Source organism: Haloarcula ordinaria (genome assembly GCF_029338275.1).
Taxonomy (GTDB): domain Archaea; phylum Halobacteriota; class Halobacteria; order Halobacteriales; family Haloarculaceae; genus Haloarcula; species Haloarcula ordinaria.
Window position 1 is genome coordinate 896346 of record NZ_CP119789.1, and the last position, 26808, is coordinate 923153.

Here is a 26808-nt window from a genome sequence, read left to right on the forward strand (position 1 = left end):
GGAATCGCAACCCCTACCTGCCCGGTCGCTGACCTGCGAGTATGGAACTTGGCGTCATCGGACTGGGACGCATGGGCCGTATCGTCGTCGACCGCGTGCTGGACGCGGGCCACGACGTGGTGGTCTTCGACATCGACGAGGAAGCCGTCGCCGGGGCGGCCGACGCCGGTGCGACCCCGGCGGACTCCATCGCCGACCTGGCCGACGAGCTGGGCGCGGAGAAACGCATCTGGCTGATGGTGCCCGCTGGCGACCCCGTCGACGCGGCGCTGGACGAACTCGACGGCCTCGTGGACGGTGACGACGTGGTCGTCGACGGCGGGAACTCCTACTTCGAGGACTCGGTCCGTCGCGCCGAGTCGACCGACGCGGCGTATCTCGACTGCGGGACCTCCGGCGGTCCCGCCGGCGCGGAACTGGGGTTCTCGCTGATGGTCGGCGGTCCAGAGTGGGCCTACGACGAACTCACGCCGGTGTTCGACGCCGTCGCCACCGGCCCGGCGGGCCACGACCGGATGGGCCCGGCTGGGTCGGGCCACTACGTGAAGATGGTCCACAACGGTGTCGAGTACGCCCTGATGCAGGCCTACGGCGAGGGGTTCGAACTGCTTGCCGAGGGTCGCTACGACCTGGACCTGGAGGCCGTCTCGCGGACCTGGAACAACGGCGCGGTCATCCGCTCGTGGCTGCTCGAACTCTGCGAGGAGGCGTTCCGCGAGGAGGGCACCGACCTGGGCGACGTCGCCGACCGCGTCGAGGGCGGGTCGACGGGTACCTGGACGGTCCAGGAGGCGCTCGAACAGGAGGTACCGGTGCCGCTCATCTATCAGGCGCTCGCCGAGCGATTCGGCTCGCGGGCCGACGACGGCCGGTTCTCGCGACGGCTGGCGAACCGACTGCGCTACGGGTTCGGGCGACACGAGGTCCCGCGGCGGTAGCGAGGCTTCTCACTTCGTTCGAGGCCTCGAAAGCGAGCGCCCGAGCGCAGCGAGGGGGCTCGGAACACTAGCGGTGACCGACGGGAACCGCGAGTAGCGAGGGGCCCGACTGAAAGGAGGGCCTTCGAACCGGAACGGAGAGCGGTCGCCGACGGAGCCGGTGCCGACTACGGAATGCAGCGAGTCGGTGGAAACCGCCAGCCTGCGGCCGCGAGGAATCCAAAGGTTAGTTAACCCAGTACTCCATAGCCGCGCATATGGTTGAACTCGTTGGCATCGCCGCCGGGGCCACGCTCACGCTCGTCGCAGTGGCGCTCCACTACGCGAAGGGCACCGGGTGGGACGCACCGGAGGACATCTCCCAGCAGGTGCTCGAACAGCGCGCCGCGACGGTACCCGAGACGGACTTCCCCGAGCCATACAACCGCTCTATCGGTGGCGGCGCTCCCGCCGGCGCCATCCCAGCCGGCGGGGCCGAGGGCGAACTCGAAGAGGGCGAGGAAGCCGAGGAGGAGGTCGGCTTCGACCCCGACGCCATCGCCGACGACGAGGTCGAGTACTACGAGATCGAGTTCGCGAAGGAGGGCACGACGATCGAGGTCGCGAACAACGAGAACCTGCTCGACGCCGGCGAGGAGGAGGGCTGGGACCTCCCCTACGCCTGCCGGCAGGGCCAGTGTATCTCCTGTTCCGGCCAGATTCAGGACGGCCCGGCCGAGGACTTCATCCGCCACAGCCAGAACGACTCGCTGTTCGACGACGACATGGAGGACGGCTACTGCCTGACCTGTGTCGCCTACCCCGTCTCGGACTTCACCATCGAGACCGGCGAGTCGCCCTGACGCCCGGGTTCCCAACCGTTAAGACGACCACTCCAATACTGCTTTCTGTGGGCGGCTAGTTCAGCGGACAGAACGCCTGGTTCCGGACCAGATGGTCGGGGGTTCGAATCCCTCGCCGCCCGCTATCTCTGCGAGGAACGGACGTGACGAGCGAATAGCGAACCGAAGAGCGGTTCGAACCACGCGAGACGAGCGAAGCGATGTCTCGCATCGGGTTCGAATCCCTCGCCGTCCGCTTTTCGTGTGAACTGCCGTGAACGAACCGGGAGCAAACCGCAATGGTGGACCGTCGGGACGGCACGGAGCCCCCAACGCCCGGCCACCAGCAAAAGAAGACGGCGTCTCAGTCGTCGGCCGGCGTTTCGGCCTCTTCGGTCGGACCGAGTGGTTGCTTGGGCTTGATGGGGTCACCGGATTCGAGGCCCTGCTCCGCCAGTGCCATACTCCCCATCACCTCGATGATGAGCCGGTTGGCGAACCCGCTGGTGATGCCGCCGTTGTAGGAGTTCGAGTCGCTGACGTCGTATGCGGGCGAGACCTCGACGACGTCGAAGCCGAAGTCCTCGGGGTCGAGCGCCTTGACGACCTCGCGGACCATGTAGATGGCCTCGCGCGGGATGAGGCCGCCGGGTTCGGGTTCGCCGGTACCCGGTGCGTAGGCCGGTTCCATCACGTCGACGTCGAAGGAGACCCAGACGGCGTCGGTCCCGTCGGTCGCTCGCTGGACGGCGTCTTTCACGATGTCGTCTAGGTCCATCCGGCCGACTTCCATCGCCGTGTACCACTTCATGCCGGCGTCGCGCATGTCCTCGTAGGTGTCCGGGCCCGGCCAGAACCCGCGGGGCCCGATGAGCGTGTAGTTCTCACCGGCCATGATGTCCTCGTCGTAGACCCGCTTGACCCACGCGCCGTGGTCGTACTCGAAGCCGGTGAGGCCGTCCTCGCCGGTGTCGGCGTGGCAGTCGAAGTGGATGAGGCCGATGTCCTCGTAGCCGTTGGCCTCGGCCCACCCCTTGATGTCGGGGTAGGAGATGGAGTGGTCGCCGCCGATGACGATGGGCGTCGCCTGCTCGCTGATTTCGTAGACGGCGTCTTCGATGTTCAGCTGGCTCTGGCGGGTGTCGCCGGGTGAGACCTGTGCGTCGCCGGTGTCGGCGACGCTGAAGTTGTCGAACGGGTCGACCCCGGTCTCGATGTTGAAGTGCTCGTAGGGCGGGGACGGGACCGTCGAAGCGGCGCGGACCGCCCGCGGACCGTAGCGGGTGCCCGGGCGGATGGTCGTCGCCGTGTCGAGCGGCGCCCCGACGATACCGATGTCGACGTCCTCCTCGTCGAGTTCGTCCCGATCTACCTCGGGGAGTTTGAGAAACGTCGGGATGCCACTAAAGATGGGTTCGTTCGCTTCCTTGTGCTTCTCGCCGTAGATATCTTCGCCGTTTCGGTCTTCGGTCATTGGTTTGTAGTCTTTTTAGCGCTATCAGTGCGCGTTTCGGCAGATTACTTCGACGTGTGTTCGTGACCGAGTCATACTGAAAAACTTTCCTTCGGATGTGTAATAGCCACCCTGATGACCCGGTGTACGCATGTACCGTACGTGCCTCCTAGAGGAATTTAAGGACGAGCGCGCGGGCGGTGCTGGCGATCGCCGTTCGGTGAGTCCCCCTCGCGAAAATTCACTCCTCGCTGACGAGCGAGGAGTCGGCCCGGAACGCCAGGTGCGTCGCCACGGTGAGACTGTCCCGCGAGTGCCTGGCGCTCCGCTCCAGCAGGACGACGGCACGCTGGAGGGCGAGCAGCGGCTCGGGCCGTTCGGCCATCAGATGGTCGTTCAGCGCCGCGGCCCGCTCGTCGACGCGGTCGAACGCCTCGCGCGCCGCCTCCGTCGCGTCGTAGTCCGGCGTCGTCACGGCGTCGCGGGTCGCGCTGGCCGCCTCGTCCAGCGCGTCGGCGAGGTCCCGGAACATGGACGCCGTCGTCTCGTCCGGGGCCTGGTCGACGTCCGCTGCCAGCGTGCCGATTTCGACGGCCGTATCGGCCATCAGTGAGACGTCCTGGGCGACCGACCGGTAGCCGATGAGCGGGAACCCGGTTTCCAGGCCGACGGCCCTGTTGAGTCGGGGGTTCCGGTACGTGGCGAACACCAGCCGCAGGAAGAGGTAGTACAGCTTCTCGAGTTGCTCGCTTCGACTCTCGACCCGCTGTGTGGCGTCGGCGTCGCCCTCCAGCAGCGCCGAGACCGCGTCGTGACGAATCATGGCCTCGGTCCGGCTCAGCCGGCCGAGCAGCGTCGGGAGCTCGAAATCCCCGGGGGCGACGGAGCAGCGGACGGTCACGGTCGTCTCGGCCTGCTCGACGATTCCCAGCCCCATCAGCCGCCGTTCGGCGTCCAGGATGGCGTTCGTACACTCCAGGCTCATCGGCGCCGTCGATTCGATGCGGATGAGCTGTCGACCCAGGACGTACTGGGTGACGATGGCTCGTTCGAGCGCCGCCGCGGTCAGCCGGTCGGCGTCGATGGTGGTCTCGATGTCCTCGACTTTGGGTTGTTCCGGCACCAGCAACAGCGACCCGCCGTTCTCGTCGCGCTGGACGATGACCTCGTCGCCCTTCTCGATACTGTGATAGCGCGCCCAGTCGGCCGGGACGGTCACTGCAAGCGTCGAAGAGCCGAGCTGCTGGACCTTCCGTTTCATCCGGACGGGGTCGTTCCGCCTCACGGGTACGCCCCCGCAACCCGACGTGACAGACGTTCGAGAGCGAGCATGGATAAACGAGACTTCTATAGTCGTATACCGATACCGGTTGACACAATACCTGCAGAACTGGAATCGTTGGGCGAACGGTCGGTTCTAGTCGTCCTCACCGCCAGCCACGATGGTCCGGCGGCCCCGTCCGGTGACCTCGTAGGTCGGGTAGTCGTCCTTCGTCAGGAAGGCGACGGTGAGGAACACCGTGAGTCCGACCACCGGTGCGATGAACGTCACCAGCCCGTCCCAGCCCGCAGGGACCAGACTGTTCTCGATGTACAGGAGGTTGTTCTGGATGGCGTAGGTCGTCGGGATGGTGACGAAGAAGAACAGCCGCGTCAACGAACCCGAGAGCATCCCGGCGAGCGCTGCGGGCCCGGTCGCGATTTCCGGTTTGTAGATGCCGAAGACGAGCGGGACCAGCAACCCGGCGAAGGCCACGTCGAACGCGAGCACCAGTAACATCCCGGTCGCGCTCACCTGTATCGCGAAGAACGCACCGAGGATGGTGATGGGGACGGCCATGACGCGCGTCGCGGCGAGGAGTTTGTCCGACCCCTTGCTGAGAATGCCCGAGCCGTCCGCCTTGACGCCCTCGCCCGGCGAGTCCGGGTCGCGAATCCCGAGGACGTTCCGGGCGAGCGCCGCCGACGTGCCGAGGATAGCGCCGTCTCCCGTAGAGAGCGACGCGGCGACGATGCCGGCGAGGACGAGCACGGCCAGCCACGGCGGGACCGCCTCCTGCAGGAGGACGTAGAGCACGGCCTGCTCGCCGGCTTCGACACCGATCGACGAGAGGATGCTGTTCGCCGACAGGGCGACGATGGAGAACGGAATCCCGATGATGAGCGTCCCGGCCGAGCCCGCGAAACAGGCCTTCTGTGCCGTCTCTGGGCTGTCGGCGGCGAACACGCGCTCCATGAAGTCGATGGCGACGATGTCACCCAGCGCCAGCGCGAAGATGGTCGCGAGGTTGATCCACGACCCCGCCGAGTTGTCGAAGGGGTTGATCTGGACGACGGCGGTCGGCCCCATCCCCTCGGGGATGGTGATGCCGTAGTTCATCGCGATGTAGACGATGAGCGCCATGGAGCCGGCGAGCGCGACGAACGCCTGGATGACGTCGGTGTAGGCCACCGCGAACAGCCCGCCAGCGATGGTGTAGACGAAGACGACGGCCGAGATAATCAGGACGCCCTCGACGAACGTGGTCCCCATGAACGTCTGGAAGAGGAAGCCGCCGGCGACGAGGTTCCCGCCCAACAGGAGCGAGAACGACAGGACCATGATGAGCGAGGCGACGACCTCGACCGTGCGCCCGTACTTGCGCCGGTAGAAGTCCGGCAGCGTCATCAGGTCCATCCTGTTCATCGGCTTGGCGAAGAACAGCCCCGTGAGGAACAGACACCCCGCGAGGCCGATGGGCAACGCGGCCCCGGCCCAGAACCCGAAGCTGGCAGTGAGGTCCGTGTTACCGAGCGTCGCGTTCGCGTCGAGCGACTGGGCCATCAACGTCGCCGCTGCCAGCGGTAAGATGAGCCCCCGGCCGGCGACGATGTAGTTGACGCTGTCGCCCTGAATCTTCTTGGCGACGAAGAGCCCGACACCCATCGTGAGCAGTATCATCCCCGCTAGCCCGTAGAGAATCAGGCTCATCGCGCCACCTCCGCCTGACCGTTCGTCCACTCGATACGCCGAATAATGCAGTTTTCACCACTCTTACCGCGGTACGCATCGGACTTCGACATGATAGGTCGCACGAAAGTTGAAAAATACTCACTCTAAAAAGGCCTTATCCTGTCATTGTTTACTCCCTATAGTGAGACTCGAACGAACTCCCACTGTTCAACCAGATAGGAGGAAGAACCTACAGATTGAGGAGATAGGAGTCTCCTTCGAGCGTTTAACAAATATAAGGAGTCGAGTCCGTCTCAGATGAGCCGAGGCAGGCGTTCCATCTCATCCAGCTGACCGTCGACGGGAGCCCGCACCGGCACCTCTCGCCAGTTGAACACACCGCGGCGGAAGAACCGGTAGCTGAAGGGCTCGCCGTGGGGGGCGAACACCACGAGTGCGTACCGGTCCGGAATGTTGCTCCGGTCGACGCTGGTCAGCCCCGACTGGGAGGACGACGAGGTGTGCGAGTGGTAGAACACGCGTGGTCGGTCGGGGACGCTGGCCGCAGTCGAGACAAACCGGGTGCGTGGCGTCTCTGACTCGTTCTCCAGGGGTACGTGGTCGACGGCGAACAGTCGGTTTCCGCGCCGGTCGCAGGCGAGATACCCGCCGGCCTCGTCGGGATGGCTGGCCTCGATGCTCTCGGCTATCGCCCGTTGGATTCCGTCAGGGAGGACTAACGAACGACAGCGGCTGGCGGGAAGCACGTTGGTTTGCGTACGTGGTACGGACATACCACGTTTTCGGCTAGCTGGGGCCGGATCACGACGCAGTCCGCGCCCTCCCCGCGGGCGGAGCTGTGCAGTGGCGAGTACCGCCGATTCCGTGACCAAAGACACACCAGTTGACACGTTATTGGGCATAACTTTTCATCGCTCACCCAATAACTAGTGGCCATGTCGAAAACTATCGATTCGTCCTCTGAGGACGCTACTACCCCCGAGTTCGGGATGAGCGAACAGGCGCTGCTCAGCGGGATTCCCCAGGCCGCCTTCGTCATCTCGACCGACGGGACGATTCAGGCGTGGAACCACGACATGGAAGCACTCACCGGTATCTCCGCTGCCGACGCGTGCGGACGGACCGACATCGGGATGCTCCTCTACGACAGCAGCGACGAGACGATGATCGAGCAGGTGCTCGCCGCGCCGAAGACGGCCGACGACGTCTACGGGCTGACAGTCGAAGACGCGTCGCGCCACCTCTACGTCAAAGAGGACCGGGTCGCCGACCACAGCGGGAACGTCGAGCACTACGCCCGAGTCACCGTGATGCCGGTGTACGAGGACGGCGAACTGCAGGGCGCCATCGAGATGGTCCACGACCTGACAGAGGAGCGGCAACGACAGGAGGCCATCGAGGCGCTGGTCGACGAGGTGTCGGCGACACTCCGGGCGCTGATGGCCGGGAACCTCGACGCTCGCGCCTCCTTCTCGGACAGCGAGGCCATCGACTCACAGCTGCTCGGCGTGGTCGACGAGGTCAACGAGATGGCCGCCGACCTCCAGGATATCGTCGCCCGCGTCGACGAGCAGACGAGCCAGCTCGGCGACTCGGTCGAGCGAGCGGTCACGGCCGCGGACGCCATCGCCCGCAACGTCGACGAGCAAAACGAGCTGCTCGGCGAGAGCGTCGATGAGATGCACTCGTTCTCGGCCAGCATGGAGGAGGTCGCCGCGACCTCTGAGGAGGTCGAGAACGCGGCAACGACGGCACGAGAGGCCGCAAACGAGGGTCTCGAGGCCTCCGAGGACGCCCACGCCGCCACCGACGAAGTCACCGACATCGGCGAGGACCTCGTCGAGTCGGTCACCGACCTCGGCGACCGGATGGACGACATCGAGGACGTCGTCGGGGTCATCTCGGACGTCGCCGAACAGACCAACATGCTCGCGCTGAACGCCAACATCGAGGCGGCCCGCGCCGGGGAGGCCGGCAGCGGCTTCGCCGTCGTCGCCGACGAGGTGAAGACGCTCGCCGACGAGACGCGCCAGCACACGGAGGAGATAACCGACAACATCGAGCGACTGCAGGCCCAGACCGATTCGACCGTCGACGCGGCCGAGCAGTCACACCAGCAGATCGAGACGGCGAGCGACCAGATCGACGACGTGCTCACGGCGTTCGAAGACATCGCCGAGGCCATCGACGAGGCGGCCGACGGCATCAGCGACGTCTCGCGCGCGACCGACGACCAGGCGGCGACGGTCGAGGAGCTGACCTCGACGCTGGAGCAGTCGCTCGAACACGCGTCGGACACCGAGGACGCCGCGGCCAACATCGTGGCGACGACGGACGACCAGTCCGAAGCCATCGCCGAACTGGAAGCCCGGGTCCGGCAGCTGCGCACCGACACGTCGACCACCGGATAGCGCCCGCCGCCCGAGATACACGGGCAGGCGACCCGTCCGACCTGGGTTCCCCCAGCGGTTATAGGCCAGACGAGCGTAGGTGACGTATGATTTCGCGCGTTCTCGTTCCCATGGCCGACCCGAAGATGGGCGAACGGGCGCTCCGGTACGCGCTCGAAGCCCACCCCGACGCCGCGGTCACTGTCCTGCACGTGGTCGGCGAGCCGTCCGCGATGCTCGGCCAGGCGACCAGTCTCGCGCTGTCCGACGACGTCGAGGCCACCGCCCGCGAGTACGCCCGCGACGTGCTCGACCACGCCGAAGCCGTCGCCGCCGAGTACGACGCCGACATCGAGACCGAGGTCCGAACCGGTCGGCCGGGGCGAGCTATCGTCACCCGGGCCGAGGACTTCGATACGGTCATCATCGGCAGCCACGCCGGGAAGTTCGTCGACCGGCTGTTCGTCGGCAACGTCGCGAAGACGGTCTTCCAGCGGTGTCCGGTCCCCGTGACCGTCGTCCGGTAGCCGTCCCCGGTAGGCTACCGAGCGATATAGACCGCTCCGTTCGGGCGGGTGGGATATATATCCGTCATAGCAACTGCCTAACTGTCGGCCACGGTGGATTGACTCACGTCGTCCGCCTGGCCCACTCGTCGGGCGAGGCGGAGCGCGACACAAGTCATGCCCGAAACAACCCACCCTCGCATCGAGCGCGCGCTCGACGTTCTGGACCGCGAGAGACGGCTCCTGACCGACGAGCGACGGGCCTTCCGTCGGTTCCAGCGGCGGCTGGCGACCATCGAACCGTCGCCACCGTCGTCGCCGTTGGCCGTCGCGTCCGGCGGTGAGACGGTCGCGCTCAGCACCGGCGAACCGACGCCGTCGGACGGTCTCCGGGCCGTCCGGACCGCCTACCGTGAGACGGTGATGGCCACCCGCCACTTCGACAGCGAGTACGACGAGACGCTCCGGCAGAACGTGACGGCCGAATTCGGCGCCGACGTGGCCACACAGATTGTCGACGGTCACCGGCTCACGCCAATCCTCCACGAGTCGCTGGAGACGGGGAGCCAACAGGCTGCCCAGGAGCGGACCGAGTTCCTGCGGGTCCTGGACCGGGAGCGCGAGTCGCTGTGTGCGATCCGCGAGGCGCTCGACGAGTGCGAGCGCGAGGCCCACGAACTCAGCCAGGCTGTGACGGACGCGGACGACAGCGTCGAACTGGGCCGGATCGACGACCGACTGACCACGCTGAAACGCGAATGCACGGACCTGGCCGGAGCGCGCCAGACACGCCTCCACAAGCGGACGGTCGGTTCGTTCTCCGGTATCGAGGGCGACAGCCTCGTCGACTTCCTCTATGGGGAGTTCGAGGCAACCTGTCCGGGACTGGCGGCCATCACCGACTGCCTCGCGTCGATTCAGGCCATCCGGCAGCGGTGTCTCCGATGACGGTCGGCGTTCGGATGCGCCCACTCGCTTTTACTCCTGCCGTCACAAGACACTGAGGATGAGGCGGTCACTCGTCCACGTGCTGGTACTCCTGCTCGCCGTGACCGCCGGTTGTTCGGGACTGTTCGACGACGCCGCGGGCGACGCCACGGTGACGCCGGTCGACGTCCCCGAATTCGAACCGCCGCTCGCGCCCGGCGTCCCGGCGGCGACGGCCGACGCCGACACCCGACGACTCGACACCGTCCGCCTCCGCCGGGCCGACCGACGAGTCCGTAACACGTCGTCGTACCGCCTCCAGCGTACCACCGTCATCGAGGGGGCCGACGGCCAGGTCCGAATCGAGCGCGACCGGCGGAACCGGCCGGATGGGGCCGCCATCGAGCAGTTCACGGCGTCGTCTACGGGTCTCTTCTCGCCGGGCGTGGTCGAGAGCGAGGTCTGGACGGACGGGTCGGCGTTCTGGACCCGGACCCGGTTCTCCGACGGGAGCACCGTCGTGAGCCGCCGCCACCCGGACCCGCCGTCGTTCCACCTGCTCGGCACCGAGCTGCCCGGTCGGCTCCTCGCCGCGGCCGACTACCGGGTCCAGCGAGTGACCGACGACGGCGTCGTGCTCCGGTCGACGACCCCAGTTCGTCTCTCCGGGCCGGTCATCCCCGTCTCCTTTGCCGACCGGCGCAACGAGACCGCTCGGGTGACCGTCAGGGAGGACGGCCTCGTCGTGGCACTGGTCTACCGCTACGAGGCGACTGCGGGTCCGGACCCGGTCCTGGTCACTGTCCGCCAGCGGGTCTCGGCGGTGAACGAGACGACGGTGTTCCAGCCAGCGTGGGTCGAGGCTAACCAGTCGGCGCTCCGCTCCGAGGCTGGCGGTTGACCCGCCGTAGATACCTGCGCCAGTCGCTGTCGGTCTGTCGCGGACGTCGCGATGTCGTCCCGCCCTCGTCTATTTGACCCCTCCACGCTAACGTCACCAGCATGTCAGGTCGCAATGCCCGCGTCGCAGAGATACTCCGGGCAATCGTGCACGAGGTCAGGACGGAGAAGATCACGTTCCTCGCCGGCTCCATCGCCTACCACGCCTTCCTCTCGATTCTCCCCTTGCTCCTCCTCTTGCTCACTATCGTCCAGCGCACGGAGAACGTCGCGCTCGCGGACTCTATCGTCCGCATCATGGAGGCCGTGCTGACCGAACAGGCCAGCGGCGTCATCCAGCAGGGGCTGGCGGAGGCCGACACGTCGGTGTCGGTGCTCGGCATCGTCTTCCTCGTCTGGGGGGCGCTCCGCATCTTCCGGGGTCTCGACACCGCCTTCTCGGACATCTACGAGAGCGAGGCGAAGAACTCCTTCACCGACCAGATCGGCGACGGCCTGCTGTTGCTCGTGACCGTCGCGGTCGCCGTCGTCGCGACCAGTCTGCTCGGGCGACTGTTCGCCTTCGACGGTGGCGGGATGCTCGTCGCGCTGCTGCGGGGCGTGGCCACCGTCTTCGGCCTCTTTCTCGTCTTCTACCCGATGTACTACATCTTCCCGGACCTGGACGTCGGCTTCGTCGAGGTCGTCCCCGGCGCGGCGTTCGCCGCCGTCGGCATCACCGTCGCCCAGGCGCTGTTCACGACGTTCAAGTCCGGCGGGACGGGCGGGAACCTCATCGCCAGTATCCTCGTCCTGTTGACCTGGCTCTACGTCATCGGGCTGGTCGTCCTGCTGGGCGCGGCCATCAACGCCGTCCTCTCGAACCGGTCGAACGACGTGGACATCACGCCCGTCTTCGGCGGGGTCCCGCGACGGAAAGGCGCCAGTATCGCGACTATCGACCGGGCCGAACTGGTCGCGGACCTCGAGGCGCTCTCGACTGCCGTCGACGAGAAGAGCGGGACGATGACGGTGGAGCTGGACGGCGAGCGGTTCGTCCTCGACGGGCCACAGCGGGCGAAGATAGAGCAGGCGACCGGCGTGTTCGGCCTGGATACCTCCGTCGCGCTCACCCTGCGGTGGTGGCCAAACGAGGAGGAGTGACGCGTCCCACACGCCCACCTGTCACGGTACGGCCCCGTCAGTCGTCGGCCGCCTCACGCAGGTCCTCGGCCCGCAGCTCGCCGGTCGCGTGCCAGGTCCGCGGGCGACAGGCGATACCGACGGTCAGGAGCATGAACAGGCCGACCAGTCCGGTGACGACGACGCCTGGAATCATCCCGACGGCGGCGCTGTTCGGCCAGGCCGTCCCGTCGAAGGCCGTCACGCGGAGGAGCCACGCGCCGTTCAGGATGGCGAACATGGGCAGGTAGACCCGGCGGAGGCGGTGCGCGATGGCTTCCTCGGCGCTGATCTTCAGCGTGGGTCGGTCGTAGTCCCTGGCCAGGGACTCCCGCCAGCCCTCGTCGCCGAGGTCGCGGCCCGGGTCGAGGCCGCGGGCCCAGACGTTCTGCTGCAGCGAGCGCACCCGGCTCCGCCAGATGTCGTACGCGCGGTAGCGGCGGGCCTCGATGACCAGGAAGAGGACGACGGCGGCGTTCCCGATGAGGATGACGTAGTGGGGGTTCGTCTCGTTGGTGAACGCCCAGGTGAGCACGGCCGCCATCAGGATGACCGCCCAGTTGGTCGTCCTGTCGAGGCGCTCGCGCCACAGTTTCATCCGGTGAATCTCGCCACGGTAGAGGTGTGCCAGCGCGGAGCTCGGCCCCATGTCGACGTCGAGCAGCCCCTCACCGACCCTCGGGTCGAGCGACCGGGCGTCCTCCGACGCCTGCTCGCCCCGCTGTGATGTCATGCTCTCTGTTCGTCGGTCACGGCCGAAAAGTCTTGTGAATATGCTGCACTTCTACCACGACTATCACACCGCGCAGTTGTTGCGGCCCGTCTCGACATCGATTGCCTCGATGGGGTCGGTGAGTGCCTCGACGCCCCGGTTGATGCGGATGACGCGCTCGTAGTTCGCGGGTTTCTCCGAGAGGTTCGTCGTCATCCGGTCGACGAACGCCGCCTCGTCGAGGCCGAACTGCTCGAGACCGTCGATAACCGCTTCCAGTCGCTCCCCGACCAGGACGCCCGGTGCCCCGACGCTGTAGTGGCCGGCCGCGGAGACGTCGACGTGGCCCGGGAGCACGAGCAGGTCCTCCGACAGGCCGGCGAACACCTCGTGGAGCGTCTCGTAGGCCATCCTGGCCCCCTCGGCGGCCCCTTCGTCGCCGAACTGGAGCTCGGTTCGGCCCAGCGAGTCGACGAACAGCGCGTCGCCCGAGAAGAGCGCCAGGTCACCCAGCCGGTAGCTCGTCATCTCGGAGGTGTGGCCCGGGGTCGACAGCGCCGTCAGCGGGACCTCGCCAACGCTGACCGACTCGCCGTCGGAGAGCGGGACGTAGTCGACGTCGACGTCGCGGTCGCTCGCGCCGGCCCCCAGGTGGTAGTGAATCCCGAGCCGGTCGGCCAGCTCCCGGCCGCCGCTGACGTGGTCCGCGTGGACGTGTGTATCGAGCGTCCGGGTGATACCGAGGCCGAGCTCCGCCGCGCGGACGATGTACTGGTCGGTGTGGCGGCCGGCGTCGACGACGACGGCGTCGCCAGCCCGACGGGACCCGACGAGGTAGGAGAGGCAGCCCTTCGCGCGGCGCTGGAGCTGGACGACGACGAGGTCGTCGTCCGGCTCGTGGGTCGCCGTCTCGTACAGTTCGTTCCACTCGCGCATCCCCCCGCCGACGGCGAACACCTCGTCGTACCCCTGTCTGTCGAGGTTCACCGCCAGGTTCGCCGACGTGACGCCCTTCCCGCAGATGGTCACGACCGGCTCGTCATAGTCGCCGACCAGCTCGGTGACCTCGGGCAAGCGGCTCTCGGTGAGCTCCTCCGTCGGGCCGAAGGGGAAGCTGACCGCGCCCGGGACGTGCCACGCCTCGTAACTCTCGCGTGGCCGCGTATCGACGAGTGTGAACGCCGCTCCGTCGTCCAACATCGCTGCGAGCTGGCGAGCAGTGATGACTTCGAACACGGCCCACCCTACGCAGTGCACAGTTTTGTACGTGTCTACACCACTGACTCGGACGAGGACCGAGCGCCGGGTGTCCGGCCGGCAGTCGCTGGTGGGTGTCGCCGCCCGTCTCCCGTCGGCCACCGTTGCTCGCTGGCCCGACCCGACGCGTCGGTATCTCGCATGCGTGCACAACAGTTTTGAGTCGTTCGAACAATATACCGACGATGACACTCCCAATCGACCCGACTGCGCTCGACGCCGACGCCATCGGCGAGAAACGCACCACGCTGGAGATGGACCACGAGGACGCTATCGAACACGTCCGCGAAGCCTTCGCCGACGCCGGTTTCGGCTTCCCCGTCGAGTTCTCGCCCTCGGACCTGCTCAACGAGAAGGTCGACGCCGACCGTGACCCGTACTACGTGCTGGGCGCGTGCAACCCGGCGGTCGCCGACAAGGCACTTTCCGCCTCCGACAATCGCATCGGCGGCCTGTTCCCGTGTAACGTGGTCATCTGGGAGGCCGAGCCGGGTGTCCAGACGGTCTACCACGTCAGCATCATGCGCATCGCCCGGCTCGTCGGCATGGCTCCCGACGACGAGGCGATGGCCGATATCGTCGCAGAGACCGGCGAATACGTCGAGGAAGCGTTCGCGAATCTGTGAGGTGGTCGGGGGAAATTATAAACCGCTCGTTCACGAATCTCCATCTGTTCCGATGGACCGAGACACCGACCGCCCCGACCTCTTCACCACCGCGGATTCGTGGGAGCTCGCGGACGACGTGGCCCCCCCGCCGACAGCGCTGTTCAAGGCACTGGCGGGGCCACGCCGGTGTCACGTCCTCTCGGTGCTCCTCGACCGGCCGGAGATCGCCGTCGACGACCTCACCGATATCATCGTCGGGTGGCAGACCACCATCGACGGCCCCGCCGGCCCCGACGAGTGGGCACAGATAAAGATCGAACTCGTGCACGCTCACCTGCCGCTCCTGGACGACATCGGACTCGTTGAGTTCGACGACCAGGCCGGAGAGGTCCGGCTCGAACCACTCGCCGATCCCGTCCAGGACGTCATCCGCTTCGCCGAGGAGTACGAGCGAGTGCTCGACCGCAGCGGTCGCCCCTCGGAGTAACCGACCCGACGAGTCCCGACGATGCAGTTCCACAGGCTCTTCGACGCCGTGGACGACGCTCGCAAGACCATCGTCGTCTACGCACCGACCGACGCCGGACTCGACCTCGCCGAGCGACTGTCGGCGCGTAACGCGACCGTCGAACAGCGAGCGCTGCCGCTTTCGGCGCCCGGCGGCTTCCTCGTCGTCCGCGACGACGACCAGTTCCTCGGTGCCCTCGCGCTGGAGGACCTGCTTTCCTTCCTCTCCCCGACGGAGTTCCTCCCGTGGGAGCTGGACGACGTCGACCCCGGCTACCGGCCGGTCGTCGACCTGCTCGACGACACGCTGTTCGTCTCCCTCGACCGGCGACAGCTGCTCGCGACCTCCCGGGAGATAGAGGACCGTGCCTGGCGGGTGGGACGGGGGACGCTCCGGGTTGGGTTCCAGCGACGGGCGGCCTTCGAGGCCCAGCGAGAGACTTATCGCCGCCTGGCGGCGACGACCGACCTCGACGTCCACGTCTACCTGCGCGAGGACACGGTGCCCGAGGCGTTCGACCCGGGCCCGCTGACCGTCCACACCGGGCCGGCCGAGACGGTCGGCCGGTACTGGTTCCTCCTGTTCGACGGTGGCGGGAACGAATGGCAGGCCTGCGCCCTCATCGCCGAGGAGACCGAACCGGGCCGGTACCGGGGGCTCTGGACCTACGACCCGGAGACCGTCGCCCTCGCCGCCGAGTCGCTCTCCTGACGACGGGTCGAGTATCGGTACCCCGTCACACGACACGCGCGCACGGCGACTCCGACCTGGACCCCTGGCTGATAGCATGCCGCCGAGCATCGCACGCTGGGCGAACGTATCAACTATCATGTGATTACCTGCCATCGGGGACCTGCTGTCTCTGGTCGCTTTGGGGGCTAACGAATAGAGAATAAATTGACTCGGATTCGAAGTAACATTTTCCGTAGGTTATTTGCCGCTCGGCTCGGTAGGTGCTGGCCGGCAGGAGGTCGGGCCGATGGCACCACCGGCCACGCGCGCTCGTGGCGGCCGCTGTCATGATACATGTCAGTCCGGAGTCGAAATCGGGCTCCGTCCGGACCGAACTGCGCCTGCCGTGTCAGTCAGAGGCAGTCAGCAGGAGACGGGGCCACCCGTCTCGTCCGCTATCGCGTCTTTCGCCGGTCCCGCGCCGTGCCAGCGCGGGGCCGGCTTCGTTCCCGCTTTCGGTACCGCCGCCGAGTCACGACTGGTAGGCCCGTTCGATCTCCGAGGTGGCCTGCGGGATGACCTGCTGTTCGGCGCGGCGCATCGCCCGGAGCGCCTCGTCGGTGAACTCCACCGAAATCGACGGGAGCGCCCGCGCGAGCCCACCGAGGATGTCCCCGGGGTCAATGTCGAGCTCGAACGCGAAGGCGCTGCGCTCCTCGTGGAGGGGCGCGCTGAACGCCAGGTGCTCCTCGACGAGCGCGACGGCGTCCTCCCGGTCGTACGCCTCGGCCACGGCCGGGACGAACTCGTCGCTCTCGGCGTCGACGATGGGGGCGATGTCGTCTCCGAAGGCCCGTTGACGGGCCAGCAGTCGGTCGCGAATCGCCTCTCGACGCTCGCCGCGGACGCCGTTGCGCAGGGCGTCCCAGTAGATGTCGCGTGCCAGAATCTCGTCGGTGTACCGGTCGAACGGCGCGTCGCCGGCGGCGTAGTCCAGGACCGTCTCGAACTGTCGACCGATGGTCCGCTCGTACTCGGTCAGTTTCGGCCGGACGACGTGCCGTTCCAGCGGTCGGCTGTTTTTCAGCAGTTTGCTCACCACCCTGCTCCCCCCGCTTCGCGACCCGCGGAGGACGGCGGCCACGTCGAAGGCCGTGTACGTCTCCTCGACGAGGTCCGCGAGGTAGCGTTCGAACCCGCGTTCCATAGCACGTCGTGTCACATTCGCCTTTGAGGACTGGACGATAGTAGCCCTTGTGGCGTTCCGTCACTCCGCTTCGCGGCGGTCGAGTCCGTCGAGGACGAACTCGGCCGACGTCCTCGTGGTCGCCATCGGCACGTCGTGGACGTCACAGATACGCAACAGCGCCGTGATGTCCGGCTCGTGTGGCTGGGCGGTCAACGGGTCGCGCAGGAAGACGATGGCGTCTATCGCCCCGTCGGCGACTTCGGCCCCCACCTGGGCGTCGCCGCCGATAGGCCCGCTCTGTTTCCGCTCGACGTCCAGTCCCGTCTCGTCTATGATGCGCTGGCCGGTCGTCCCGGTTCCGACCAGGTCGAACGTCGAGAGGAGCTCCTCGTAGTCCTGTACCAGCGATATCATCTCGGGCTTCTCGTCGTCGTGAGCGATGAGTGCGACGCGCGTCATGGAGTGAGCTGCGGCCCGACGGGAGTAAAGTGTGGGCCCTGACCGGCCGGCGAGAGTGGGACGGCCGTCTCTCCGTCGCCCCTCGCCTACTGCGGCGACGACTCGACGAGTCGGCTGTCGCTGTCCCCGAGCGTGTTCTCGAGCAGCGACCGCGTTCCCCGTCGGATGCGCTCGGAGGCCGCCTGACTCGAGATATCCAGGGCGGCAGCGAGGTCCGAGAGCGACGCCTCCCGGGGGACGGTGAAGTACCCCCGTTCGAGTGCCAGCAACAGGACCTCCTGCTGGGGGTCGGTGATGCCGTACTGTGGCTGCACCTCGTCGTCCTCGGTGAACGACTGGATGTCGATATCGACGCCGCTGTCGGCCAGCTCGTCTCTGAACGCCAGCACCGTCCCCTTGTTCGGGAATCGGGCCCTGACCACCCAGACGTCGCCGTCCCGCGTTGCGCCCTCGAGGACGCTGTTCCCGCCGACGAGGCTGCGGCCCACCGTCGTCAGGACGTGGTCCTGTGTGTCCAGTGAGTACAGGTGCCCTCTCCGGGTCGTCGAGACGTGGGTCGACGCGTCGACGCTCTCGTCGCCGGCCAGCGCCGCGTCGATAGGTCCCCGGTCGACTGACTCGAAGGCCATTACCGTCCGGCAGCCGTTGCTGGCACAGTGGAGCTGCTGGACTCGGATGGTTGCCTCCGGGACGTCGGTGGCCGTCTCGTGGAGAAACGACGCACCGACGTGAAATTCGACTATCATGTCTTGCTGTGCGCGGTGAACGGTGATAAATCCCCGTCAACGAAATAACACGTCTTCCGGCTCCGGCAGCCGGCCCTGTCCCCCCGCTGTCGTCTCAGTCCAGGTTCTCGTGCTGGTAGGACCCCTCGTAGGTCCCCTCGTGGGCCGCCTCGGCGAGGACGAGCTGCGCGATTCGCGCCCCCGTTTCGAGTTCGATGGGATGGTGGACCTCGAGCAGTCCCTCGCCCCGGCCCTCGTAGCCCGCGTCCCAGACGGCCGTATCCAGCATACACGAGTTCCGCAGCAGCGACGAGCGGGGATAGAGGAAGCCGACGTGGCCCTCCGGGATGACGACGCGGTCGGCGTACTCGACGACGTAGCCGCCGGGGTCGATGTGGTAGACGCCGTCCTCGGCCACACACTCCTCGCGCTCGCCGATGGTCTTCCCGCCCCGTTCGATACGACCCGGTTCGACCTGTTCGTACACCGCCCCGAGGGTGAGGTCGACGCCGTTGGGCTGGACCTGCGTCTCTCGAAGTCCGTCGAGTTTCGACGCGACGAACTGCCCACTCTTGAACATACCTGGCTCTGTGACCGGCCGACCGAAAGGTTTGTGGGTCCCGCTTCGTCCGAATCGCCGGACGGCTTGGGAAGAAACAGCACGCAAAATAAGGAAGAATACGCGGGATTTATAGGTTCGCGCCGTCGACATTCGGACTGTTATGGGACAGACACTCACGGAAAAAATCCTCGACGAACACCTCGTCGAAGGTGACCTCACACCCGGTGAGGAAATCGGAATCGAGATCGACCAGGTGCTGACACAGGACACGACGGGAACACTCGTCTGGCTGCAGTTCGAGGCGCTGGGTCTCGAGGAGGTCCAGACGGAACTGGCCGCCCAGTACTGCGACCACCAGACCTACCAGTTCGACTTCAAGAACACCGACGACCACCGCTTCCTGCGCTCTGCGGCTGGCACGTTCGGTGCCCACTTCTCGCGACCCGGCAACGGTATCTGCCACAACGTCCACAAGGAGAACTTCGCCGCGCCCGGCAAGACGATGCTCGGCTCGGACTCCCACACCCCGACCCCCGGCGGCCTCGGCGAACTCGCCATCGGTTCGGGTGGCCTGGACGTCGCCGTCGCGATGGGCGGCGGCGCCTACTACATCGAGATGCCCGAAGTCGTCAACGTCCGACTCGAGGGCGAGCTCCCCGAGTGGGCAACCGCGAAGGACGTCATCTTAGAGCTGCTCCGTCGCCTGAGCGTCAAGGGCGGCGTCGGCAAGGTGCTCGAATACACCGGCCCCGGCGTCGAGACGCTCTCGGTGCCCGAGCGGACGACCATCACCAACATGGGGACCGAGCTCGGTGCCACCTCCTCTATCTTCCCGACCGACGAGAACACCAAGGACTACCTCTCACGGCTCGGCCGCGAGGACGTCTACGAGGAAGTCGTCCCGGACGACGACGCCGAGTACCACGACGAGATCGTCGTCGACCTCTCGGACCTCGAACCGCTCATCGCCACGCCGTCGATGCCGGACAACGTCGTCCCGGTCAGCGAGGTCGAGGGCGTCGACGTCGAGCAGGTCATCATCGGCTCCTGTACGAACGGTGCCTACGAGGATATCCTCCCGTCGGCCAAGATGCTCGAAGGCCGAAACATCGACAAGAAGACCGAGATGATCGTCGCGCCCGGTTCCAAGCAGGCCTCCGAGATGCTGGCCCGCGAGGGCTGGACCGCGGAGATGATGGCCGCCGGCGTCAACTTCTCCGAGGCGACGTGTGGTGCCTGTATCGGCATCGGCCACGTTCCGGCCTCGGATTCGGTCTCGCTGCGGACCTTCAACCGCAACTTCGAGGGTCGCTCGGGTATCGAGGACGACAACGTCTACCTCTGTTCGCCCGAGGTGGCCACCGCGGCCGCGCTGACCGGCGAGATCGTCGACCCGCGCAACCTCGCCGACGAACTGGGCGACCTGGAGGCCCCCGGCCTGGAGATGCCCGACTCCTACATCGGCAACTCCGAGTCCGACCTCATCGCGCCCGACGAGGCCGTCGACGACGAGCTCATCAAGGGCCCGAACATCGGCGACGTGCCGCTGAAGGACCCCCTCGAGCACGAGGTCGGCGGTGAGGCCCTCCTGAAGATGGAGGACAACATCACCACGGACCACATCATCCCGGCCACCCAGGACATCCTGATGTACCGGTCGAACGTCCCGAAGCTGTCTGAGTTCACGCTCTCGCGCGTCGACGACACCTTCGCGCAGCGCGCACTCGATTCCCCCGGCGGCGTCCTCGTCGCCGGCGAGAACTACGGGCAGGGCTCCTCGCGTGAGCACGCGGCCCTCTGTCCGATGTACCTCGGCATCGAGGCCGTCTTCGCCCAGAGCTTCGCCCGCATCCACAAGGCGAACCTGTTCAACTTCGGCATCGTGCCCCTCGAGATCGACTCCGAGACCTACGAGGCCATCGAGCAGGGCGACGACATCGAGATCGTCGACGACGTCGCCGACGCCGTCCGCGACGGACAGGAGGAGTTCACCATCCGAATCAACGACGACTGGGAGGCGACCGCGACGCTGGACGCCTCGCCGCGCGAACGTGAAATCCTCGCCGACGGTGGCAAGCTGCCCCACACGAAGATGCAACACGAGGACGGCGGCGCGGCACCCGCCGACGACTGAACTCGCCGCTCGACCGACCCGTCTTTTTTCGCGCCCGCTGACCGAGCGACTGCGAAGCCACCGCTCCGAGCGACCGGTCCCGCTGCTACTGGTTGAGTCGCTTACGAGGTGTGCCTGGCTGGGAGACGGCTCGACAGTGCAGTCGGAGGGCTCACGAACCCGTCGCTCGGAAGGACGAATAATCGAAAGAGGGGTGGGGGTGGGGGTGGTGGCACCCAAAGTGGGTGCATCCTGAATTTCGTCGGTGATACGTATGAATCTTGCGGCCCGCCGTGCCCCGGTTCAATCCGAGTACTCGAATCTCACAATTGAGAACGAGACGCTGTTGGACTGCACCTGTGGTCGGTCGTTCGGCCGGCGACAACATCTATGTAGGCACCGTTCCTACGTCGGGACGTGACGACGACCGCTCCCGGACCGGACGACTCCGTCGAGGGCCCTCCCATCCGGGAAGCCACGCGGGCGGACCTGCTCGAGATCTACCGCCTCGAGCAGAACGCCTTCCCCCAGCCCTGGCCGTTCTCGGCGCTCGAGAGCTATCTCGGCGAACCCGGGTTCCTGGTCGCCGAAGCGGACCGGGACGGCGTCCCGTCGGTCGCGGGCTACGTCATCGCCGACACGATTCCGAACCACGGCACACCGCTCGGACACGTCAAGGACATCGCGGTCACGCCGGAGTATCGCCGAACTGGCGTCGCGACGGCACTGCTTCGCCGGGCGCTGGCCGTCCTCTCCGCGGCCGGCGCCGGCTCGGTCAAACTCGAGGTCCGTGCCGACAACCACGGGGCGCTCCGCCTCTACCGCCAGTTCGACTTCGAACACCGCAAGACCATCCCGAACTACTACAGCAACGGGAACGACGCGCTCGTGATGGTGCGACTGCTCTGAGCCGGGCCGCGACGAGACCCGTCCAGATTTAGGGCTCGGGCGCGACGACTACGGTACGATGGGGTACGCTTGCCCAGTGTGTGACCAGCCACAGGCCGACGCCGAGCATCTCGCCAACCACCTCGCGTTCACCGCTCTGACCGGCGGGGACGACCACGAGGCCTGGCTCGACGAGCACGTCCCCGACTGGGGGCAGCTGGGCGAGTCCGGTCTCGCCGAGATTGTCGTCGACCACGCCAGCGAGGCCGACTACCCGCAGGTGTTCGAGGACACGACCGGCGGCCACGAGCGACACTCCCACGGCCACGACCACGCCGGTGGGGCCGACCACGCACCCGACCAGCGGTCGCTCTCGGCGGCCGACCGGGACGTGCTCGAAGAGGCCCGCGACCTGACCGAAGCGATGCTCGACGCTGACGACGAAACGGCCGACGCCGACGACACGGACGCGTCCGAAGACGAAACCCAGTAGTCCCGCGAGGCCCTAACGACGTCCATGGAGACAGAGGGGCAGTTCTCGCCGACGACGGCCGAGGCGGCACGCGACCGCTACGAGACTCTCGGTCCGACCGCACAGGTGGTCGTCAAGGAGGTCGCGAAGGCCATGGGCCTCGACGCCGAGGAGTATCGCGAGCGCGTCACCGGTGCGGTCGTCGAGACCGCCCGCGATGTCCTGTTCGCCGAGTCGCTCGCGGTCACTGTCGGCACGCGCGAGGAGTTCGACGACTGGGCGGCCGACACCGACCTCGAGGTGACAGTCATGGGTGCCGACAACGTCGACAACGTGGTCTGGCACGCCGCGCCGTTCACCGGACAGGCCGTCGCCGCGACCTACCAGAGCGAACGCGACGCGGCCGTCGGGACACTCCGCCGACAGGCGTTCGGTCGCCTCTACGACGAGGTCGTCTGATGCGTCGGATCACGCGCAACGTCGTCCTCGGACTGGTGGTGGTGCTCGTCCTGCTGCTCGCACTGGGTGCGCTCCCGAGCCTGCTGAAGTCCGGCGACCCGTTCTACGTCGTCGCGACCCCCGCCGAAGACGGGGCCAACGCCACGGCGGTCAACAGCACCGCTATCGAGGCCCAGTTCTACCCGTTCACGACGGCGGCGCTCTCGAACGCGACGGCGACCGACAGTGGCCGGTCGGACCCGTACTGGCGCGGTCCGGTCGGTGTCAAGGGCGCGTTCACCCACTCGCCGTTCGACGAGCGGGCGGCGCTGACCCAGCAGTATCCGAGCGCGGCCGACGGCGACCGGGTCCGCGTTCGTCACAACGGCACGCTTTACCACGTCGCGGTCACACAGACGGTATGAGCCGCGACCCGTCCCACGAGTGGCCCGTCGTCGAGTCCGAGACCGAGTACGAGACCGGCTGGTACACCGGCGGCTACGACCGCGTCCGGCAACCCGACGGCTCCGAGAAGGACTACTACTGGGCGGAGCTGCCCGACGCCGCCGTCGTCGTCGCCACCACCGGCGACGAGCTGGTGATGGTCGACCAGTTCCGCCCGACCATCCGCGAGCAGTGTCTGGAACTCCCCGCGGGCATCGTCGAGGACGGCGAGTCCTACACGACCGCCGGCGCGCGCGAACTCCGCGAGGAGACCGGTTTCGACCCTGCCGGCGTCTCGCTGCTCGAGGAGTTCTACTGTTCGACGGGCGTGTTGCGCCATCGCCGCGGCATCGTCTTCGCCGAGGGCCTGGAACCCACCGACGCGAACCTGGACGACAACGAGTTCCTCTCGGTGACCACGGTCCCTATCGAGGACGCACTGGATGTCGCCCGGCGCGAACCCGCTAACGACGCCACTATCGAAGGCATCCTCCTCGCACGCGCGGAGGGGCTTCTGTGACGAGGGCGTGACGACACTCCGACGGCGGCGACCGCACATTCGCATCCGAACCGACGTGCTGGCGTAGTCCGAAGCCCGTTTACGCATCGACGGCTTTTCCCGCGACATGGACGGCGAAATCGGTGTCGAGGAGATGAAGTCACTGCTCGGGAACGACGGGGTCCGGGTCGTAGACATCCGTTCGCCGGGCGCGTTCCAGCGTGGCCACATCCCGGGCAGCGAGAACGTCCCGCTCCCGGCGCTCGTCGGGTCCGTCGAGCGCTTCGCGGGTGCCGACCGAATCGTGACTGTCTGTCCCCACGGCGAGTCGAGCGTCCAGGCCGCCCGCCTCATCGCGTCCTACGAGGGGTTCGACGGCGACGTCGAGAGCTTCGGCCCGGGGCTCACCGGCTGGGACGGTCCGCTCGAGACGGCCGACGCGACTGGGAACGACGAGGGCCCTGACGCCCCCTTCTGAGTAGCCACTGGCCGTCGAGACGACAAGTCACACTGCACGTGAGCCCCGCTGCTCAGGGGACGGTTGTTCCGGGGACGTGAATCGTGGTGGCTCGGTCGAAAACGCTCTCATCACACGGGGCTGAGCGGGGGTAACTGCTCGTCATCGCCACCAACACTGAGTAGCCTGTCGGTGGTGAAAAACTCGTTCATCGACTGATTAACCCGGTTCGGTCCACACTATTTCTGAAGCGCCCCACACTGTCCTAGCAGTTAGATTTGTACCGTACCAGCTGTTGCTGCATTTACTATGCTCTACTGGCTAAACAGTGTTTGATCGAGGTCCACCACACAGTAGTCGTGTTCGGTGTAATTCCCATCTGTCGCAATGCAAAATACACGGCGGCCCCGTTGATTCGAACCAGCCGACATGGCTCTCTGATGATTCTCGTGACGGTCGATACTATTATGAAAGTAGTATCCGACCGAGGATTCATGGATTACGTTCGATTAGGAGAGACAGGGCTAGAAGTCTCGACGATTGCGTTGGGGACGTGGCGGTTCGGCATGGAACACGAGGAGACTGGCGTGGTAGAAACCGGGAAAAATGAAGCACACGAGATGTTAGACGCATACGCTGAACGAGAAGGTAACTTCATCGACACGGCAAATGGGTACGGTGATGGGGACTCGGAACGGTGGATTGGCGATTGGCTCACTGAGCGCGAACGTGAAGATTACGTCGTCGCTTCCAAGTGCTACTGGTCGAAGGAATCGCGTTTCCAGGAGAATCTCTCACGGAAAAACGTCCGTGCCGAAGTCGAAGGGTCGCTAGAGCGACTGAACACCGACTACCTCGACATCCTGTACTTGCATCGCTTTGACGACGACACACCGATCGAGCGCACGCTGCGGACCCTCGACGATCTGATAACTGAGGGGAAGATCCAGCATATTGGACTTTCGACTGCAGACGCCTGGAAACTCATGAAGGGAGTCTTGACTGCGGACCTCAACAATTTTGAGCGATTTACCGTCACTCAGCCGTTATTCCACGCTGCGTACTACGAGGACGTTGCGGAGTATCTCACGGTCTGTTCTGATCAGAATCTTTCTGTCTGTCCGTATTCTCCGTTGGCTGGTGGTTTCCTTACAGGGAAATACGAACGCGTGGGAGACGGGTCGTATGATCTCGACGCACCAGAGAATACTCGCGCACAGCTTGACGATCGCTTCTTGGACTTCTACGTCTCTGAACGTGGTTGGCACGTTCTCGACAAAATTCGTCAGATCGCCACGGATCTCGACGCCACCCCTGCACAAGTCGCGCTGCGGTGGTTGATTGACCAACCCGACTTCACGTGTGTGCCGATTATCGGAGCACGGACTATCGACCAGCTCGATGATAATCTGGGAGCTATCGATATCAGCCTGACTGATGAACAGTTTGATGCCATCTTTGAGGCACGCTACGATGAGAATGGAACTCTCTACGAAACAAATGTCTGAGTGATATCGATTACCCGTGAACGGTTAGACGTGTAATCGACCATCGAAAGCAGATGTCATGATTGAACCACCTTTCCGCTCAATTGGATACCTGCCTCCGGGCGAAAGACTAATGAAAATATACCTACACTATTTATTATGAAAACCGAGTCTATGAATGTTGGTATCGTAGGTTTGGGGCCACATGGTACCAACCATGCCGAATTACTGCAGAAAATGGGGCACAATGTATTTGGAGCCGACGCAAACCTTGATTACTGTGAGAAATTTGAGCAAGAACTCGGTGTGGACACAGTTACTTCTCCCGATGGTCTGTACCGCCGAGATCTCGATGCAATCATTGTATCCACGCCCAACAAATTCCATGAAACTGCGGCCGTAGATGCCATGGAAAACGGATTCGATGTGTTAATCGAAAAACCGCTGGCGCACGATCTGGAAAGTGCTCAACGGATTGCATCGGTTGCACAAAAAACAGAAAACATCTGTATGACCGGATACTCGAATCGATTCCTAAATACGTTCCAAATAGCCGAAGAATATGTTCAATCTGGGTATTTTGGAGATATCTCTCACATCAATGCGCGACACACCCGACGGAGAGGAATACCTGGCAGGGGAACATGGTATACCTCACAAGAAATCGCCGGTGGCGGAGTACTGATGGATACCGGTGCAAGTCTTGTTTCGTTATTGTTGTCGTTATTGGACTGGGAAGAAATTAAAGAAATAAAATCGGTGACCCGGTCTGAATTTGGAAACCGTTCTGATTACAGCTATTTATCCATGTGGGGGGAAGATGACGATGGAAAATTGTATGATGTCGAAGATTCCGTAGTTGCTTTTTGTGAATTTGAAAATGATATATCTGCGACTATCGAGGTTGCGTGGGCTGCTAATACGGAGTCGAATCATTTCTACGAAATACAGGGTACCGAGGCAGGTGCCCGACTTACTATGCCAAATCGGTATGAAGATACCAGAACAGAAACATCTTCGAAGACGGGCTTGGAACTATACGAAACCCGCTCTGAACCAGTCGACCACTTCATCGACTCTACCTTGAAAGTCCCCGCGAACGATCCATATGAAGAGGAACTCGATACCTTCCTCTCTGCCGTAGATCAGAACGAACGAGCGCAAACAAACGACATTGATCAAGCGCTTCGAATCCAACGGATGCTAGAACAAATGTATCAAGCGGGTGGACTGTATGATTGAGCCGTCGACAATCGGGAAGGATCAATT

At 65.2% G+C, this 26808-nt stretch carries 29 protein-coding genes and 1 tRNA gene; 20 read left to right on the forward strand and 10 right to left on the reverse strand.

The genetic code is table 11. The features are described from left to right. Nucleotides 1-41: 41 nt before the first annotated feature. The 3 genes from gnd to P1L41_RS04825 all read left to right on the forward strand — a co-directional run bounded on the left by gnd (nt 42) and on the right by P1L41_RS04825 (nt 1902). Nucleotides 42-938: a phosphogluconate dehydrogenase (NAD(+)-dependent, decarboxylating) gene (gene gnd / locus P1L41_RS04815; RefSeq protein ID WP_276297732.1), complete on the forward strand. Its 897-nt coding sequence runs from the start codon at nt 42-44 to the stop codon at nt 936-938. Nucleotides 939-1195: 257 nt separating this feature from the next. Next, a complete protein-coding gene (locus P1L41_RS04820) occupies nt 1196-1780 on the forward strand; it encodes a 2Fe-2S iron-sulfur cluster-binding protein (RefSeq protein ID WP_276297733.1) in 585 nt (194 codons plus the stop codon). Between the two features lie 49 nt (nt 1781-1829). Continuing rightward, nucleotides 1830-1902: transfer RNA gene (locus P1L41_RS04825), tRNA-Arg, on the forward strand. Nucleotides 1903-2123: 221 nt separating this feature from the next. On the opposite strand, the gene P1L41_RS04830 is transcribed toward P1L41_RS04825, so the two are convergent. The 4 genes from P1L41_RS04830 to P1L41_RS04845 all read right to left on the reverse strand — a co-directional run bounded on the left by P1L41_RS04830 (nt 2124) and on the right by P1L41_RS04845 (nt 6911). Continuing rightward, nucleotides 2124-3233, reverse strand: coding sequence for an agmatinase family protein (locus tag P1L41_RS04830; protein ID WP_276297734.1), 1110 nt, complete (start codon nt 3231-3233; stop codon nt 2124-2126). 220 nt (nt 3234-3453) lie between these two features. Next, on the reverse strand, nt 3454-4473 hold the full coding sequence (locus P1L41_RS04835; RefSeq protein WP_379789140.1) for an AbrB/MazE/SpoVT family DNA-binding domain-containing protein: 1020 nt from the start codon (nt 4471-4473) through the stop codon (nt 3454-3456). A 156-nt stretch (nt 4474-4629) separates the two neighbouring features. Continuing rightward, complete coding sequence (locus tag P1L41_RS04840) at nt 4630-6183, reverse strand: high affinity choline transporter 1 (protein ID WP_276297736.1); 1554 nt, start codon at nt 6181-6183, stop codon at nt 4630-4632. 275 nt (nt 6184-6458) lie between these two features. Continuing rightward, entirely contained in the window at nt 6459-6911 is a 453-nt protein-coding gene (locus P1L41_RS04845) for a hypothetical protein (protein WP_276297737.1), read from the reverse strand. A 189-nt stretch (nt 6912-7100) separates the two neighbouring features. Here P1L41_RS04845 and P1L41_RS04850 point away from each other — a divergent pair, with 189 nt between their 5' ends. The 5 genes from P1L41_RS04850 to P1L41_RS04870 all read left to right on the forward strand — a co-directional run bounded on the left by P1L41_RS04850 (nt 7101) and on the right by P1L41_RS04870 (nt 12031). Then, on the forward strand, nt 7101-8576 hold the full coding sequence (locus tag P1L41_RS04850) for a methyl-accepting chemotaxis protein (RefSeq protein WP_276297738.1): 1476 nt from the start codon (nt 7101-7103) through the stop codon (nt 8574-8576). Nucleotides 8577-8662: 86 nt separating this feature from the next. Continuing rightward, nucleotides 8663-9082, forward strand: a complete 420-nt coding sequence (locus P1L41_RS04855) for a universal stress protein (RefSeq protein WP_276297739.1) — start codon at nt 8663-8665, stop codon at nt 9080-9082. A gap of 156 nt (nt 9083-9238) precedes the next feature. Next, complete coding sequence (locus P1L41_RS04860) at nt 9239-10009, forward strand: DUF7260 family protein (RefSeq protein ID WP_276297740.1); 771 nt, start codon at nt 9239-9241, stop codon at nt 10007-10009. A 58-nt stretch (nt 10010-10067) separates the two neighbouring features. Further along, a complete protein-coding gene (locus tag P1L41_RS04865; RefSeq protein ID WP_276297741.1) occupies nt 10068-10889 on the forward strand; it encodes a hypothetical protein in 822 nt (273 codons plus the stop codon). A gap of 101 nt (nt 10890-10990) precedes the next feature. Then, nucleotides 10991-12031 (forward strand): YihY/virulence factor BrkB family protein, encoded by a 1041-nt coding sequence (locus P1L41_RS04870; RefSeq protein ID WP_276297742.1) that lies wholly within the window; start codon nt 10991-10993, stop codon nt 12029-12031. A gap of 37 nt (nt 12032-12068) precedes the next feature. On the opposite strand, the gene P1L41_RS04875 is transcribed toward P1L41_RS04870, so the two are convergent. After that, nucleotides 12069-12782, reverse strand: a complete 714-nt coding sequence (locus P1L41_RS04875; RefSeq protein WP_276297743.1) for a DUF2270 domain-containing protein — start codon at nt 12780-12782, stop codon at nt 12069-12071. 63 nt (nt 12783-12845) lie between these two features. Continuing rightward, a complete protein-coding gene (locus P1L41_RS04880; protein WP_276297744.1) occupies nt 12846-13997 on the reverse strand; it encodes an MBL fold metallo-hydrolase in 1152 nt (383 codons plus the stop codon). A gap of 206 nt (nt 13998-14203) precedes the next feature. Between P1L41_RS04880 and P1L41_RS04885 the strand changes: the two genes are divergently transcribed. Genes P1L41_RS04885 through P1L41_RS04895 form a run of 3 tightly spaced genes read left to right on the forward strand, consistent with a single transcriptional unit; the run spans nt 14204 to nt 15845 of the window. Then, nucleotides 14204-14644, forward strand: coding sequence for a DUF302 domain-containing protein (locus tag P1L41_RS04885; protein WP_276297745.1), 441 nt, complete (start codon nt 14204-14206; stop codon nt 14642-14644). 52 nt (nt 14645-14696) lie between these two features. Then, the gene (locus P1L41_RS04890; RefSeq protein ID WP_276297746.1) at nt 14697-15113 is read left to right on the forward strand and encodes a DUF7344 domain-containing protein; all 417 of its coding nucleotides are present in this window, start codon (nt 14697-14699) and stop codon (nt 15111-15113) included. A 21-nt stretch (nt 15114-15134) separates the two neighbouring features. After that, a complete protein-coding gene (locus tag P1L41_RS04895; RefSeq protein WP_276297747.1) occupies nt 15135-15845 on the forward strand; it encodes a DICT sensory domain-containing protein in 711 nt (236 codons plus the stop codon). Nucleotides 15846-16338: 493 nt separating this feature from the next. On the opposite strand, the gene P1L41_RS04900 is transcribed toward P1L41_RS04895, so the two are convergent. From P1L41_RS04900 to P1L41_RS04915, 4 genes are all read right to left on the reverse strand, one after another. Then, the gene (locus P1L41_RS04900; RefSeq protein WP_276297748.1) at nt 16339-17013 is read right to left on the reverse strand and encodes a hypothetical protein; all 675 of its coding nucleotides are present in this window, start codon (nt 17011-17013) and stop codon (nt 16339-16341) included. 60 nt (nt 17014-17073) lie between these two features. Continuing rightward, nucleotides 17074-17454, reverse strand: a complete 381-nt coding sequence (locus tag P1L41_RS04905) for a methylglyoxal synthase (protein ID WP_276297749.1) — start codon at nt 17452-17454, stop codon at nt 17074-17076. 86 nt (nt 17455-17540) lie between these two features. Further along, entirely contained in the window at nt 17541-18200 is a 660-nt protein-coding gene (locus tag P1L41_RS04910; RefSeq protein ID WP_276297750.1) for a helix-turn-helix domain-containing protein, read from the reverse strand. Between the two features lie 94 nt (nt 18201-18294). Beyond that, nucleotides 18295-18759 (reverse strand): deoxyuridine 5'-triphosphate nucleotidohydrolase, encoded by a 465-nt coding sequence (locus P1L41_RS04915; protein ID WP_276297751.1) that lies wholly within the window; start codon nt 18757-18759, stop codon nt 18295-18297. 142 nt (nt 18760-18901) lie between these two features. Between P1L41_RS04915 and P1L41_RS04920 the strand changes: the two genes are divergently transcribed. The 9 genes from P1L41_RS04920 (at nt 18902) to P1L41_RS04960 (ending at nt 26781) form a co-directional block, all read left to right on the forward strand. Then, nucleotides 18902-20875 (forward strand): aconitate hydratase, encoded by a 1974-nt coding sequence (locus P1L41_RS04920; protein WP_276297752.1) that lies wholly within the window; start codon nt 18902-18904, stop codon nt 20873-20875. A gap of 396 nt (nt 20876-21271) precedes the next feature. Next, entirely contained in the window at nt 21272-21763 is a 492-nt protein-coding gene (gene rimI, locus P1L41_RS04925; RefSeq protein ID WP_276297753.1) for a ribosomal protein S18-alanine N-acetyltransferase, read from the forward strand. A gap of 58 nt (nt 21764-21821) precedes the next feature. Continuing rightward, nucleotides 21822-22235 carry a DUF5810 domain-containing protein gene (locus tag P1L41_RS04930; RefSeq protein WP_276297754.1) on the forward strand — a complete coding sequence of 138 codons (414 nt, stop codon included), beginning with the start codon at nt 21822-21824 and terminating at the stop codon, nt 22233-22235. Nucleotides 22236-22259: 24 nt separating this feature from the next. Further along, nucleotides 22260-22673, forward strand: a complete 414-nt coding sequence (locus P1L41_RS04935; protein WP_276297755.1) for a DUF5809 family protein — start codon at nt 22260-22262, stop codon at nt 22671-22673. Beyond that, a complete protein-coding gene (locus P1L41_RS04940; RefSeq protein ID WP_276297756.1) occupies nt 22673-23077 on the forward strand; it encodes a hypothetical protein in 405 nt (134 codons plus the stop codon). Before P1L41_RS04935 ends, P1L41_RS04940 begins: the two co-directional genes overlap by 1 nt. Further along, nucleotides 23074-23616, forward strand: coding sequence for an NUDIX hydrolase (locus P1L41_RS04945; protein WP_276297757.1), 543 nt, complete (start codon nt 23074-23076; stop codon nt 23614-23616). Before P1L41_RS04940 ends, P1L41_RS04945 begins: the two co-directional genes overlap by 4 nt. Before the next feature lie 106 nt (nt 23617-23722). Beyond that, nucleotides 23723-24073, forward strand: a complete 351-nt coding sequence (locus tag P1L41_RS04950) for a rhodanese-like domain-containing protein (protein WP_276297758.1) — start codon at nt 23723-23725, stop codon at nt 24071-24073. A gap of 473 nt (nt 24074-24546) precedes the next feature. Continuing rightward, on the forward strand, nt 24547-25560 hold the full coding sequence (locus P1L41_RS04955; protein ID WP_276297759.1) for an aldo/keto reductase: 1014 nt from the start codon (nt 24547-24549) through the stop codon (nt 25558-25560). Nucleotides 25561-25698: 138 nt separating this feature from the next. Next, nucleotides 25699-26781 (forward strand): Gfo/Idh/MocA family protein, encoded by a 1083-nt coding sequence (locus P1L41_RS04960; protein WP_276297760.1) that lies wholly within the window; start codon nt 25699-25701, stop codon nt 26779-26781. The last annotated feature ends 27 nt before the right edge of the window (nt 26782-26808 follow it).

Bases quoted from the DNA above. Each gene is read 5' to 3' on its own strand.
- P1L41_RS04830 (WP_276297734.1), bottom strand. From the start codon at position 3,233: ATGACCGAAGACCGAAACGGCGAAGATATCTACGGCGAGAAGCACAAG.
- P1L41_RS04850 (WP_276297738.1), top strand. From the start codon at position 7,101: ATGTCGAAAACTATCGATTCGTCCTCTGAGGACGCTACTACCCCCGAG.
- P1L41_RS04940 (WP_276297756.1), top strand. From the start codon at position 22,673: ATGCGTCGGATCACGCGCAACGTCGTCCTCGGACTGGTGGTGGTGCTC.
- P1L41_RS04950 (WP_276297758.1), top strand. From the start codon at position 23,723: ATGGACGGCGAAATCGGTGTCGAGGAGATGAAGTCACTGCTCGGGAAC.
- P1L41_RS04885 (WP_276297745.1), top strand. From the start codon at position 14,204: ATGACACTCCCAATCGACCCGACTGCGCTCGACGCCGACGCCATCGGC.
- P1L41_RS04910 (WP_276297750.1), bottom strand. From the start codon at position 18,200: ATGATAGTCGAATTTCACGTCGGTGCGTCGTTTCTCCACGAGACGGCC.
- P1L41_RS04930 (WP_276297754.1), top strand. From the start codon at position 21,822: ATGGGGTACGCTTGCCCAGTGTGTGACCAGCCACAGGCCGACGCCGAG.
- P1L41_RS04915 (WP_276297751.1), bottom strand. From the start codon at position 18,759: ATGTTCAAGAGTGGGCAGTTCGTCGCGTCGAAACTCGACGGACTTCGA.
- P1L41_RS04945 (WP_276297757.1), top strand. From the start codon at position 23,074: ATGAGCCGCGACCCGTCCCACGAGTGGCCCGTCGTCGAGTCCGAGACC.
- P1L41_RS04890 (WP_276297746.1), top strand. From the start codon at position 14,697: ATGGACCGAGACACCGACCGCCCCGACCTCTTCACCACCGCGGATTCG.
- P1L41_RS04935 (WP_276297755.1), top strand. From the start codon at position 22,260: ATGGAGACAGAGGGGCAGTTCTCGCCGACGACGGCCGAGGCGGCACGC.
- P1L41_RS04960 (WP_276297760.1), top strand. From the start codon at position 25,699: ATGAAAACCGAGTCTATGAATGTTGGTATCGTAGGTTTGGGGCCACAT.
- P1L41_RS04835 (WP_379789140.1), bottom strand. From the start codon at position 4,473: ATGAAACGGAAGGTCCAGCAGCTCGGCTCTTCGACGCTTGCAGTGACC.
- P1L41_RS04865 (WP_276297741.1), top strand. From the start codon at position 10,068: ATGAGGCGGTCACTCGTCCACGTGCTGGTACTCCTGCTCGCCGTGACC.
- P1L41_RS04905 (WP_276297749.1), bottom strand. From the start codon at position 17,454: ATGACGCGCGTCGCACTCATCGCTCACGACGACGAGAAGCCCGAGATG.
- P1L41_RS04860 (WP_276297740.1), top strand. From the start codon at position 9,239: ATGCCCGAAACAACCCACCCTCGCATCGAGCGCGCGCTCGACGTTCTG.
- P1L41_RS04870 (WP_276297742.1), top strand. From the start codon at position 10,991: ATGTCAGGTCGCAATGCCCGCGTCGCAGAGATACTCCGGGCAATCGTG.
- P1L41_RS04840 (WP_276297736.1), bottom strand. From the start codon at position 6,183: ATGAGCCTGATTCTCTACGGGCTAGCGGGGATGATACTGCTCACGATG.
- P1L41_RS04920 (WP_276297752.1), top strand. From the start codon at position 18,902: ATGGGACAGACACTCACGGAAAAAATCCTCGACGAACACCTCGTCGAA.
- P1L41_RS04875 (WP_276297743.1), bottom strand. From the start codon at position 12,782: ATGACATCACAGCGGGGCGAGCAGGCGTCGGAGGACGCCCGGTCGCTC.
- P1L41_RS04895 (WP_276297747.1), top strand. From the start codon at position 15,135: ATGCAGTTCCACAGGCTCTTCGACGCCGTGGACGACGCTCGCAAGACC.
- P1L41_RS04900 (WP_276297748.1), bottom strand. From the start codon at position 17,013: ATGGAACGCGGGTTCGAACGCTACCTCGCGGACCTCGTCGAGGAGACG.
- P1L41_RS04820 (WP_276297733.1), top strand. From the start codon at position 1,196: ATGGTTGAACTCGTTGGCATCGCCGCCGGGGCCACGCTCACGCTCGTC.
- P1L41_RS04855 (WP_276297739.1), top strand. From the start codon at position 8,663: ATGATTTCGCGCGTTCTCGTTCCCATGGCCGACCCGAAGATGGGCGAA.
- P1L41_RS04955 (WP_276297759.1), top strand. From the start codon at position 24,547: ATGGATTACGTTCGATTAGGAGAGACAGGGCTAGAAGTCTCGACGATT.
- gnd (WP_276297732.1), top strand. From the start codon at position 42: ATGGAACTTGGCGTCATCGGACTGGGACGCATGGGCCGTATCGTCGTC.